Genomic DNA, 11,942 nt, shown 5'->3' with positions numbered 1-11,942 from the left:
CGTCGCCGTCATGACCACCACGCCCGCACCGGAGCACCTGACCGACGGCTGGGAGCAGGCGACACCGCACGCCGACTCGTTGTGCCGGACGTTCGTACACCACTGGGCCGAGCAAAACGCGGCCTTCGCAGCGGCCGCGGGCGGGATCGTCGCGCGTACCGACCGGTTCATCGTGGCCGACCACGGCCATGAGACCGGCTTCTTCAACGCCGTCGTCCTGCTCGCCCCGCCGCGGGACTGGGATGCGCTGCTCGACGAGCTCGACCCGTACCTGACCCGCGGCAGCGGCAACCTGATGCTGTGGAGCCTCTGGCCCACGCCCGACCTGCGTGGGCGGGGCTGGTCGCTGATGGGCCACCCGCCGGTCCTGCTACGCCCGCCCGCAGACCTGGCACCGGTCCCGCCGCCCGCGCCCGAGCCACACGTCGTCCGCACCGCCCCGGAGCTGGCGCTGTGGGCGGACGTCGCCGTCGAGGCCTACCCGCTACCCGCGCCGGACGGCGGCCCGGCACTGCTCGGCCCGGCACTGCTCGCCGACGAGCGGCTGGCGTTCCGGGTCTCGCACGACGACGGGGGGAACCCGGTGTCGGTTTCGGCGCACTTCGTCGAGCACGGGCTGGCGAGTCTCGCGTTCGGCGCCACCCTCCCGGCCGCGCGGGGCCACGGGCACTGGGCGCGGCATGCCCGCACCCGGCTGCGGGCACGGCCCGACCTGTGGCACGCCGGGATCTTCTCCGACCTCAGCCGTCCCCTGGCCGAAGCGATCGGGTTCCTCCCGATCGTCCGGTTCAGCCTGTGGTTCCACCCCCGATGCGATGAGGAGCAGTCATGACCATCACCGACACCTCGCCCACCACGACCGCCGAGGAGTTCGGCGAGCGGATCTTCGATGCCGTGCTCGGCGCCCAGCTCGTCCAGGCCGCCTACCTGGGCGACCGCCTCGGCTACTACCGCGTCCTCGCTGCCGAGCCCTCGACCCCGCCCGAGCTGGCGGCGCGCACCGGCACCGCGGAGCGCTACGCCCGCGAGTGGCTGGAGCACCAGGCCGTGGCCGGAGTGCTCACCGTCGACGACCCGGCCGCCGCACCGGCCGAGCGGCGTTTCCGGCTCCCGGCCGGCCACGCCGAGGTGCTCACCGACGTGCTGAGCCCGAACCACGTCCTGCCGCTGGCCCGGTTCGTGGGCGGGGCGGGCCTGCACCTGGACGCGCTCGTGGGTGCCTACCGCTCGGGCGGCGGGGTGTCCTGGTCACAGCTCGGGGCGGACGTCCGCGAGGGCCAGGGCGCGGCGAACCGCCCTCTGTTCCTCGGGGCGCTGCCGCGGGAGTACCTGCCGTCCATCCCGGAGATCCGCGCCGTGCTGGAGCGCGGCGGGCGGGTCGCCGACGTCGGCTGCGGGTACGGCTGGTCGTCGATCGGCATCGCGCTCGCCCACCCGGGCGTGACCGTCGACGGTTACGACGTCGACGGTCCGTCCATCGACGTCGCCCGGCAGAACGCGGTCGAGGCCGGAGTCTCCGACCGGGTGCGGTTCCACTGCGCGGACGCCGCCACCGCAGAGGGGCGCTTCGACCTGGTGGCCGCGTTCGAGTGCGTCCACGACATGTCCGACCCCGTCCCGGTGCTCGCGACGATGCGCCGGATCGCCGCACCCGATGGCGTCGTGCTCGTCGTCGACGAGCGGGTGGCGGAGACGTTCACCGCGCCGGGCGACGAGGTCGAGCAGCTGATGTACGGCTGGAGCATCACCTGCTGCCTGCCGGACGGGCTCGCGCACCCCGGGTCCGTCGGCACCGGCACGGTGATGCGGCCGGACACCCTGCGCCGCTACGCCCGCGACGCCGGTTTCGCCGACATCGAGGTACTGCCGGTGGACGACATGTTCTTCCGCTTCTACCGCCTCGGCTGAGTGCGCCGGCGCTGTCAGCGGAATATCGCCGCGCTGTCAGCGCCGGCCCGCAGCCTTCCGGCCATGGACTGTGTCATCCAGGCCGAGGGCCTGGTCAAGAACTTCACGGGGACGACGGCGCTCGCGGGCGTCGACTTCGCCGCCCGGCGCGGCACCGTGCTCGGCCTGCTCGGCCCGAACGGCTCGGGCAAGACCACGTCGGTGCGCGTCCTCACCACGCTCCTGCGCCCCGACGGCGGCCGCGCCCGCATCCTCGGGCACGACGTCGTGCGGGACGCCCCGGCCGTCCGCAGGCGGATCGGGCTCACCGGGCAGTACGCAGCCGTCGACGACGCGCTGTCCGGCACCGACAACCTCGTGCTCGTCGCCCGCCTGCTCGACATGCCACGCCGTGCGGCGCGGGCCAGGGCGGCGGGCCTGATCGAGCGGTTCGGGCTAACCGAGGCCGCGGGGCGGCTGGTGCGCACGTACTCGGGCGGCATGCGGCGCAGGCTCGACCTCGCGGTCAGCCTCGTCGGCCACCCGGAAGTGCTGTTCCTCGACGAGCCGACCACCGGCCTCGACCCCCGCCACCGCGGCGAGGTGTGGGACGCGGTACGCGCGCTCGTCGCCGACGGTGTCACGGTGCTGCTCACCACCCAGTACCTCGAGGAGGCCGACCAGCTGGCCGACGACCTCGTCGTGCTCGACCGCGGCCGGGTGATCGCCGCGGGCACCCCGGCCACGCTCAAGGCGGAGGTCGGCGGGCAGCGGCTGCACGTGCGACCGCTGTACCGCGAGGACCTCCCCCGCGTCGCTGGCCTCGTCGCCGAGACGGCTCCGGGCGCCGCGGCGAGCACCGACTCCGTGGGCGAGCTGATCGTCCCGGGCGGCGGGCCGGGGCTGCTGCACCGGCTCGGCCTGCGGCTCGACGAGGCCGGCATCGCGATCGCCGAGCTGGGGCTGCGGCTGCCGAGCCTCGACGACGTCTTCCTGACCCTGACCGGGAGCGCCACGAGCTCCGAGATCGAACAGGAGGTCGCGGCATGACGACCGCCATCACGGCACCCGCCCTCCCGGCAACCCTGCGACACAGCGCCACGCTCGCCTGGCGCGGCATCGTCAAGACGGTCCACTCGCCGGAGGCGCTGCTCGACGTCACCCTGCAGCCGGTGATCTTCCTGCTGCTGTTCGTCTACGTCTTCGGCGGCGCCATCTCCGGGGACCCGCAGACGTACCTGCAGTTCGCCCTCCCCGGCGTGCTCGTGCAGACGTTCGTCTTCGCGTCGGCCGGTACCGGGGTGGCGCTCGCCGACGACCTCAACACCGGGATCTTCGACCGGTTCCGCAGCCTGCCCATCGGGCGGTCGGCCCCGCTGGTCGGGGCGATCGGGGCCGATCTCGTCCGGTACCTCACCTCCGGGCTGATCATGCTGGTGCTCGGCGTGGTCCTCGGGTTCCGGTTCGGGACGAACCCGCTCGCCGTGCTCGCCGCGCTCGGGCTGGTCACCGCGTTCGCGTTCGCGCTGTGCTGGGTGTTCACCGCGCTCGCCATGGTGGTCACCCAGCCGAGGTCGGTGCAGGGGCTCAGCGCGCTGATCATGCTGCCGATCACCTTCGGCAGCAACGTCTTCGTCCCGGCGGCGACGATGCCGTGGTGGCTGCGGGGGTTCGTCGAGGTCAACCCCGTGTCGAAGCTCTCCGACGCCGTGCGCGGGCTGCTCACCGGCGGGCCGGTGGCGGGTCCCGCGACGGCGGCGCTGGTGGCGTCCGCCGTGATGGTCGGGATCTTCGCGCCGCTCGCGGTGGCGCTCTACCAGCGCCGGACCTAGCGTGCGGCCGACTCACCGGCGTACGCGACGAGGGCGGCGCAGCCCTCGTGGCGAGGCAGTTCCAGGCCACCGCGCACCGCCTCGTCCGCCTCCCGGCCGAGTGCGGCGCGGACGCGGTCGTACGCGACCTGCACCTCCGGGTTGCCGACGTCGACCGATCCGCGCTGCGCGGCGGCGACCCCGAGCAGCAGGCCGGCCGCCGCGGGATCGCCCTCCGCCAGGGCGAGTGTCGCGGCCACCTCGGCGACGCGCGCGATCACCGGGCCGTCCCGCGTCTCCACCGATGCCGTGACGGCCTCCGCGAGGCACGCCCTGGCGGCCGCGAGGTCGCCCGCGGCCACCTCGACGGCGGCGCTCGCGAGGCCCAGGCTCGTCCGACGGTGGGGACGGTCGACTCCGTCGGTCGCCGCCGCGGCCGCGAGGTGGTGGCGCGCCCGGTCGAGATCCCCGGCCATCCGCTCGACGTGCGCGAGCGAGATCAGCAGCGCCCCGTCGTTGCCGAGCCAGGACGCCTGCAGGTCCAGCGCCTGGCGAAGCCGGGAGCGGGCCGCCCCGAGGTCACCGCGGCGCGCGTCCAGCATGGCGCGGTTGCTCGCGAACAACGGCAGGTCGTCGGTGTTGCCCAGCTCGGTGGCGAGCGCGATCGACTCGTCGTAGGCGCCCGCCGCGGCCGCGTAGTCCCCCGCGATGTCCTCCAGCTCGCCGAGCGAGTGCACCACCATGCCCAGGCCGAAGCGGTCGCCGGTGGCCCGGAACGCTTCGTGGGCCGCCCGCAGCAGCTGCCGCTGCTCGTCGAGCTCGCCGTTGTTCTCCGCGGCGAGGGCCAGCGTGTTGAAGGCGAAGGCGCGCACCCACGGGTCCTCCGCCTCGGCCGCCAGCCGACGGATCGGCCCGTCGTCGGCGTCGACGAAGAGCGTGTGGATCGGCCACGTCAGCTGGAGCGTCGGGTGGGGTGGACGGGGCAGCTCGTCGGCAAGCGCCACCGCGGCCGTGACCGCCTCCAGCTCCCCGCTGCCGTCGCCCCGGATGGCGCACTGGAGCGCCTCGTACGCCCAGTTCACGGCGCGCGCGGCCGCCGGCGCGGGCCCCTCCATCGCCACCACGGCGCCGAGCCAGCGCGCCACGTCCTCGAACAGGCCGCGGATGATCCACGACCACGCCATGCCCGCCACCAACCGGTGCGCGCTCGCCGCGTCCCCCGCCGCGACCGCCCGCCGCAGCGCGACGTCGATCTCCTCGGCCTCGGCGCGCAACCGGGCGAGCCACGGGAGCTGATCAGCACCGCGCAGGTGCGGCTCGGCGGCCTCGACGAGCTCGAGCAGCACCCCGAGATGCGCGGCCTCGGCGGCGCGGCGCTCCCCCGCCTCGTCGAGACGTTCGCCCGCGTACTCCCGGATCGTCTCCAGCATCCGGTAGCGGGTCGGCACACCGTCCGGTTGCGGGACGGCGACCACGATGGACTTGTCGACCAGCGATGCGAGCAGCTCGAACACATCCCCGGTGACGGGTGGGCCGGCGCAGACCCGCTCCGCGGCCTCGGCCGTGGCGCCCCCGGCGAACGCCGCGAGCCGGCGCGCAACCGCCCGTTCCGGTTCGGCCAGCAGGTCCCAGCTCCAGTCGACCACGGCTCGCAGCGTCTGGTGCCGCGGAAGGGCGGTGCGCGCGCCGGAGGTGAGCAGCCGGAACCGGTCGTCGAGGCGAGCGGCGATCTCCGCGGGGGACAGCGTGCGCAGCCGTGCCGCGGCCAGCTCGATCGGCAGCGGCTGTCCGTCGAGCCGGCGGCAGATCTCGGCCACGGCCTGCGTCACGTCCGGGGTGAGGGCGAAACCGGGACGCACCGCGGCAGCGCGGTCGGCGAACAGGCGCATCGCGTCGGCGAGGGCGAGCGCGTCGACGGGGTGCAGCACCTCGCCCGCGATGCCGAGCGGCTCCCGGCTGGTGGCCAGCACGCGCAGTCCGGGGCAGGCGAGCAGGAGCGACTCGGCGAGGGCCGCAACGGCGTCGACCAGGTGCTCGCAGTTGTCGAGCACGAGCACGATCCTGCGCCCGCTCAGCGCCGCGACGAGCCGCGCGTTCGTATCGGGCTCGGGGGCCTCGCCGGAGCGGACCACGAGCTCCGGCTCGCCGACGGCGGCGAGCACCGCGGCCGGGAGCTGGTGGGCATCGGTCAGCGCGGCGAGCTCGGCCACCCGCGATTCGCCGGCTCTTCCGTCGGCCCTGCCGGCGATCGCCTCGCGCGCCAGCCGCGTCTTGCCGGCACCACCGGGCCCGGTGAGCGTGACGAGCCGGGCGGTGGCGAGCAGCTCACGAACCCGTCCCACGTCGCGGTCGCGCCCGACGAAGCTGGTCAGCGCCGGGACCGGGGGCGGCACCGCCCGACGCACCGGGGCCGCGGCCCCGCGCAGCACGGCGAGCCGGGCCTCCTCGAGCTCCGCGCCCGGGTCGACGCCCAGGTCCTCGACGAGGCGGCGGCGGGTGCGATCCAGCACCGCGAGCGCGTCGGCCTGGCGACCGCAAGCGTGCAGCACCCGGGCGAGCAGCGCGGCGGTGGTCTCGCGCAGCGGGGCGGCGTCGAGCTGGGCGGTGAGCGCGTCGATCTCCGTGGACGGCTCGCCGAGCAGCAGCGCGAGCCGGGCCCGCTCCTCCACCGCCGCCGCCCGCCGCTCGGCCAGCCGGTGTGCCGCGGGCTCGGCGAACGGCAGCTCCCGCACGTCGGCGAGGGCGGGACCGCGCCAGCACCCGAGCGCCTGCCCGAGCAGCGCGTGGCCGGCACCCGGATCGCCCGCCCCGCTCGCGGCGGCCACCAGCTCGCCGAACCGCGTGGTGTCCACCGCGTCCGCCGGCAGCGCGAGGCGGTAGCCGCCGGCCGCGGTGGCGACCAGGTCCGTCCCGACGGCGCGGCGCAGCCGGGACACCAGCGCCTGCAGCGCGTTGGCGGCGCTGCCCGGCAGCGCATCGCCCCACAGGTCGTCGATGAGGGTCGACACCGGGACCGCATGCCCGGCGTCGAGCGCGAGCCGGGCCAGCAGCCCGCGCACGCGCAGGCCGCCGAGCGGGACGGCGGCACCGTCCCGCCGCGCCTCGACGACGCCGAGCAGCCCGATCATCACGAGGGCAAGTCTGCTCCGGCACCACGCTTGGCACCACCCTCGCTTGACTTGGCACCATCGTGGTGCCACAGTGGCACGCATGGACCTGACGCCACACGTGGAGCGGCTGCGCTACGAGCTCGGGGTCGCCGCAGGCGCGGGCGGTGAGGACGCCCGGGCGCTCGCCGAGCGACTCACCGCGCCCCTGGAGTCGGCCGTCCGGCTGGTGCTGCTGGAAGCCCTGTCCGAGGCCGCCGACGAGATCACCCAGGAGCTGGCGCCCGGGTCCGTCGAGATGCGGCTCCGCGGGCGGGAGCCCGGGTTCGCCGTCACCCTGCCCCCGGCGGACGACGTCGTGCCCACCGACCAGGACGCCGCCGGCGCGATGGGGGGTGGCGCCGGCGGCGTCGCACCGCCCGACCTCGAAGACGGCCCCATGACGCGGATCAACCTGCGGCTGCCCGACACGCTCAAGTCGCGCGTCGAGGAGGCCGCGGGCCGCGAGCGTCTGTCGGTGAACGCGTGGCTGGTGCGCGCGGCCACGGCCGCGCTCTCGTCCGACACCCGCGGCGCGCCGCCGGCCACGCGCCGCACCGCGCTCGGCGGCGACAGCCTCACCGGCTGGGTCCGCTAGCAGCTCCGGCCCCGCGCTCCGGGGCCCCTCCACATCCATCACTCCTACGAGGGAGGGCTTTGCCATGCCCACATTCGCCACCCCGGAACCGATCACCGTCACGCTCACGCTCACGCTCGCCGACATCCGGCTGCGGGCGAGCGAGCGCACCGACACCGTCGTGACGATCGGACCGCGCGATCCGTCCAACGCCAAGGACGTCGAGCTCGCGGAGCGGACCCGCACCGAGTTCGCCGACGGCCACCTGGAGATCCGTGCTCCGCAGCCGTGGCGCGTGCTCGGCCCGTCCCGGACGGCCGGGGCACTCGACATCGAGATCGAGCTGCCCACGGGCTCCGCGGTACACGGCGAGGCCTGGATCGCCGACCTGCACACCACGGGTGAACTCGGACGCTGTGACTTCGCCACGTCGATGGGCGACCTCACCCTCGACCGCACGGGTCCCGCGAAGCTGGCCACGAACAGCCGGGTCATCGTGCACCGGATCGGCGGAACCGCCGAGATCAAGTCCGCGGGCGCCGTGCGCATCGACGAGGTCGGCGGCACCACGACGATCAAGAACCTGAACGGCGCCACCCAGGTCGGCCGGGTCGAGGGCGACCTCACCTGCCGGTCCGCGAACGGCGACATCACCATCGACACGGTGCAGGCGGCCGTCACGGCCACCACCTCCAACGGCGGCATCCGCGTCGACGAGATCGTTCGCGGCGACATCTCGCTCAAGACCGCCAACGGCCACATCGAGATCGGCATCCGCCCTGGTACGGCCGCGCGGCTGGACGTGCACACGAAGTTCGGCCGGGTCCGCAACACCCTCGATGCGGCCAGCGGCCCCGGGGAGTCCGACGAGGTCGCCACCGTCAGCACCCGCACCTCCCACGGAGACATCGTCGTCCGGCGCCCCGAGTCCCCCGCCGCCCGATGAGGAGCCCGGAGATCAAGGACGCAGACATGCCCGCCCCGGCGGCTATCATCGTGCGCGGCCTGCGCAAGGCGTACGGCCGCAAGATCGTGCTCGACGGCCTCGACCTCGAGATCCCGGCCGGCTCGATCTTCGCCCTGCTCGGGCCGAACGGCGCCGGCAAGACCACCGCCGTCAACATCCTCTCGACGCTCATCGCCGCGGACGGCGGGAGCGTCCGCGTCGCAGGCCACGATCCGGCCCGCGACCCCGACGCGGTGCGCGCGGCGATCGGCGTGACCGGCCAGTTCTCCGCCGTGGACGGCCTGCTCACCGGCGAGGAGAACCTCGTCCTGATGGCCGACCTGCACCACCTGCCCCGGGCCGAGGGCCGTCGCCGGGCCCGCGACCTGCTCGAACGCTTCGACCTGGCCGACGCCGCCGGCAAGCCCGCCGCCACCTGCTCCGGCGGCATGCGGAGGCGCCTCGACCTGGCGATGGGTCTCGTGGGCCGCCCCCGGGTGCTCTTCCTCGACGAGCCGACCACCGGGCTCGACCCCCGCAGCAGGCGCGCGCTCTGGCAGATGATCCGCGAGCTCGCCGCCACCGGCGTCACGGTGCTGCTCACCACCCAGTACCTGGAGGAGGCCGACCAGCTGGCCGACCGCATCGCGGTGCTCGACCACGGCCGGATCGTCGCGGCCGGCACGGCCGACGAGCTGAAGAGCCTCGTGCCCGGCGGGCACGTCCGGCTGACCTTCCCCGACGCCGCCGGGTACGACGCGGCGGTCCGGGTGCTCACCGGCGCCGTCCGGGACGACGCCGCGCTGGCGCTGCAGGTGGCCAGCGGCGGCACCGCCTACGAGATCCGCGACCTGCTCGACCAGCTGGACCGCCTCGAGGTCGAGGCCGACCGGCTGTCCGTGCACACCCCCGACCTCGACGACGTGTTCCTCGCCCTCACCGGCCGCCCGACGCTCGAGGAGGCGACCTCCCGATGACCACCGCCCTCGCCGCTCACCCCGTCCGGGACTGTTCGACCATGCTGCGCCGCCAGCTGCGGCACATGCAGCGCTACCCCTCGATGACGCTGATGCTCGTCGGGATGCCGGTGATCTTCCTGCTCCTGTTCGTGTACGTCCTCGGCGGCACGCTCGGCGCCGGGCTCGGCGGAGGCCGCGGCGACTACGCCACCTACGTCGCCCCCGGGATCCTGCTGATGACCGTGGGCACCGCCGTGAGCGGCACGTCCGTGTCGGTGGCGATGGACATGACCGAGGGCATCGTCGCCCGGTTCCGCACGATGGCGATCTTCCGGCCGTCCGTGCTGACGGGGCACGTGCTGGGCAGCATGGTCCAGACGATGCTGTCGGTCGCCGTCGTGGCCTGCGTCGCGGTCCTCGTCGGGTTCCGTCCGGCCGCGGGCGTCGGCGGGTGGCTCGCCGCGCTCGGGACGATCGCCGCCTTCGCCTTCGCGCTGATCTGGCTCGGCGTCGCGCTCGGCATGAGCGCGGGCAGCGTCGAGACCGCGAGCAACACGCCCATGCCGCTGATGCTGCTGCCCTTCCTCGGCAGCGGGTTCGTCCCGACCGACTCCATGCCGGTCGTGCTCCGCTGGTTCGCCGAGTACCAGCCGTTCACCCCGGTGATCGAGACCGTGCGCGGCCTGCTCATGGGCACGCCGGTCGCCGACGCCGTCGCCGCGTTCCTCTGGAGCGCCGCCATCGCCCTGGCCAGCTACCTCTGGGCGATCCACCTCTACAACCGTGCCTGATGGGGGACCGCCATGACCTCGCTCGCCCCTCGCGTCACCACCCTGCCCACCGTCCGCCACCCGGACCGGCCGTTCGACCCGCCCGCCGAGCTGGCCGAGATCCGCGACCGGCACCCGCTGGTCCGGATGACCTACCCCGACGGCCACGACGGCTGGCTGGCCACCGGGTACCAGGTCGTGCGCACCCTGCTCGGGGATCGCCGCTTCAGCAGCCGGTACGAGCTCATGCACCTCCCGATCGAGGGCGCGCCGCCGCAACTGCCGCCTGCCCCGGTCGGCGACCTCACGGGGATCGACCCGCCCGAGCACACGCGCCTGCGGCGCCTGCTCGTCGGCTACTTCACCGTGCGCCGGATGCGCGCGCTCACCGAGCGGGTCGAGGAGATCACCGCGGCCCAGCTCGATGCCATGGAGCGGCAGGGCCCGCCGGTCGACCTCGTGACCGCGTTCGCGGCGCCGGTCCCCGCGCTGGTGATCTGCGAGCTGCTCGGCGTGCCGTACGCCGACCGCGAGACCTTCCAGCGCCACGTGTACACGCTGACCGGCATGAGCGAACCGGAGGCGATGGCCGACGCCTGGACGGCGCTCCACGAGTACCTGCTCGGTCTGGTGCGGGCCAAGCGCGCCGACCCCGGCGAGGACATCCTCAGCGCGCTGTGCGAGAGCGACCTCACCGACGACGAGCTCGCCGGCACCGGCGCCTTCCTGCTCGGGGCGGGCCTCGACACCACGGCGAACATGCTCGGCCTCGGCACGTTCGCGCTGCTGCGCCACCCGGACCAGCTCGCCGCGTTGCGCTCCGCCCCCGCGATCGCCGACGCTTGCGGACCGGCGTCGTCCTGCGGGGGAGGCGCGCAGGGAGCGAGGAACGAGCGACCGAGCACCGGAGGAGCAGGACGGCGCCTCGAGGGCCCGCAAGCCCGCCGGAGCGGAGCCGAAGCCATCGATACGGCGGTGGAGGAGCTGCTGCGCTTCCTGACGATCACCCACACCAACATCCGCGCCGCGCTCGAGGACGTCGAGGTGGAGGGGCAGCTGATCCGGGCGGGCGAGAGCGTCACGCTGGCCGTGCAGGCCGCCAACCGCGACCCCGCGCAGTACCCGGACCCCGACACCCTCGACCTGCGCAGGCGGGCCACCGGCCACCTGACGCTGGGCCACGGGATCCACCAGTGCCTCGGCCAGCAGCTGGCCCGCGTGGAGATGCGGGTGGCCTTCCCCGCGCTCCTCAGCCGGTTCCCGACGCTGCGGCTCGACTGCGACCCCGCCGACGTGCCGCTGCGCACCCACTCCACGATCTATGGCGTGCACCACCTCCCGGTCGCCTGGTAGAGGCTTGCGTTAGAGCGCGCTCGAAGGCCTAGCGTCGTGGACATGACCGCATCGGTGGACGCCGCACTGGACCGCCTGCAGAGGCAGGACGCGGCGGTTCCGGCTCCGGACGCGACGCTGACGATCGCCGAGATGGCCGAACGCACCGGTGTCTCCGCCCACACGTTGCGGTACTACGAGCGGATCGGGCTGCTGACGGTCGCGCGCGACGCCACCGGGCACCGGATCTACAACGCCGGTGACTACGCCCGCGTGGTGTTCCTCAACCGGCTGCGGATGACGGGGATGTCCATCCGCGACCTGCAGCGCTACATCGCCCTCGTCGCCGAGGGCGAGGCCAGCGTGCCGGAGCGGCTGGAGATGATGCTCGCCCACCGCGAGGCGGTCCGCGCGCAGATCCAGGAGCTCACGTTCGCCCTCGACACGATCGAGTTCAAGATCGCCGCCTACGGCGGGCACGCTCAGCCCTGACCCACCGCTCGGCTTCTCGGAT

11 protein-coding genes are annotated in these 11,942 nt (G+C 74.5%); 10 read left to right on the top strand and 1 reads right to left on the bottom strand.

The genetic code is table 11. The annotated features are described in order from the left end of the window. Window positions 1-10: 10 nt before the first annotated feature. The 4 genes from FHX44_RS30375 to FHX44_RS30360 all read left to right on the top strand — a co-directional run bounded on the left by FHX44_RS30375 (window position 11) and on the right by FHX44_RS30360 (window position 3,719). The gene (locus tag FHX44_RS30375; RefSeq protein WP_147258917.1) at window positions 11-832 is read left to right on the top strand and encodes a GNAT family N-acetyltransferase; all 822 of its coding nucleotides are present in this window, start codon (window positions 11-13) and stop codon (window positions 830-832) included. Next, complete coding sequence (locus tag FHX44_RS30370) at window positions 829-1,908, top strand: class I SAM-dependent methyltransferase (protein ID WP_147258916.1); 1,080 nt, start codon at window positions 829-831, stop codon at window positions 1,906-1,908. The genes FHX44_RS30375 and FHX44_RS30370 overlap by 4 nt, the downstream gene beginning before the upstream one ends. A gap of 63 nt (window positions 1,909-1,971) precedes the next feature. Next, window positions 1,972-2,937: an ATP-binding cassette domain-containing protein gene (locus FHX44_RS30365; protein ID WP_147258915.1), complete on the top strand. Its 966-nt coding sequence runs from the start codon at window positions 1,972-1,974 to the stop codon at window positions 2,935-2,937. After that, window positions 2,934-3,719, top strand: a complete 786-nt coding sequence (locus FHX44_RS30360; RefSeq protein WP_147258914.1) for an ABC transporter permease — start codon at window positions 2,934-2,936, stop codon at window positions 3,717-3,719. Before FHX44_RS30365 ends, FHX44_RS30360 begins: the two co-directional genes overlap by 4 nt. On the opposite strand, the gene FHX44_RS30355 is transcribed toward FHX44_RS30360, so the two are convergent. Further along, a complete protein-coding gene (locus tag FHX44_RS30355; RefSeq protein WP_246171014.1) occupies window positions 3,716-6,826 on the bottom strand; it encodes an AfsR/SARP family transcriptional regulator in 3,111 nt (1,036 codons plus the stop codon). The genes FHX44_RS30360 and FHX44_RS30355 overlap by 4 nt on opposite strands. Window positions 6,827-6,908: 82 nt before the next feature. Here FHX44_RS30355 and FHX44_RS30350 point away from each other — a divergent pair, with 82 nt between their 5' ends. The 6 genes from FHX44_RS30350 to FHX44_RS30325 all read left to right on the top strand — a co-directional run bounded on the left by FHX44_RS30350 (window position 6,909) and on the right by FHX44_RS30325 (window position 11,920). After that, on the top strand, window positions 6,909-7,442 hold the full coding sequence (locus FHX44_RS30350; protein WP_147258912.1) for a hypothetical protein: 534 nt from the start codon (window positions 6,909-6,911) through the stop codon (window positions 7,440-7,442). A gap of 64 nt (window positions 7,443-7,506) precedes the next feature. After that, on the top strand, window positions 7,507-8,367 hold the full coding sequence (locus FHX44_RS30345; protein ID WP_147258911.1) for a DUF4097 family beta strand repeat-containing protein: 861 nt from the start codon (window positions 7,507-7,509) through the stop codon (window positions 8,365-8,367). 26 nt (window positions 8,368-8,393) lie between these two features. Then, a complete protein-coding gene (locus FHX44_RS30340; protein WP_147258910.1) occupies window positions 8,394-9,344 on the top strand; it encodes an ATP-binding cassette domain-containing protein in 951 nt (316 codons plus the stop codon). Next, on the top strand, window positions 9,341-10,117 hold the full coding sequence (locus FHX44_RS30335; protein ID WP_147258909.1) for an ABC transporter permease: 777 nt from the start codon (window positions 9,341-9,343) through the stop codon (window positions 10,115-10,117). The genes FHX44_RS30340 and FHX44_RS30335 overlap by 4 nt, the downstream gene beginning before the upstream one ends. Window positions 10,118-10,129: 12 nt before the next feature. Continuing rightward, the gene (locus FHX44_RS30330; RefSeq protein ID WP_147258908.1) at window positions 10,130-11,449 is read left to right on the top strand and encodes a cytochrome P450; all 1,320 of its coding nucleotides are present in this window, start codon (window positions 10,130-10,132) and stop codon (window positions 11,447-11,449) included. A 42-nt stretch (window positions 11,450-11,491) separates the two neighbouring features. Continuing rightward, complete coding sequence (locus tag FHX44_RS30325; RefSeq protein ID WP_147258907.1) at window positions 11,492-11,920, top strand: MerR family transcriptional regulator; 429 nt, start codon at window positions 11,492-11,494, stop codon at window positions 11,918-11,920. Window positions 11,921-11,942 lie beyond the last annotated feature (22 nt).

Source organism: Pseudonocardia hierapolitana (assembly GCF_007994075.1).
Lineage (GTDB): Bacteria > Actinomycetota > Actinomycetes > Mycobacteriales > Pseudonocardiaceae > Pseudonocardia > Pseudonocardia hierapolitana.
The sequence above is the reverse complement of the archived record's forward strand: the minus strand, read 5'-3'. Positions and strand labels throughout refer to the sequence as shown.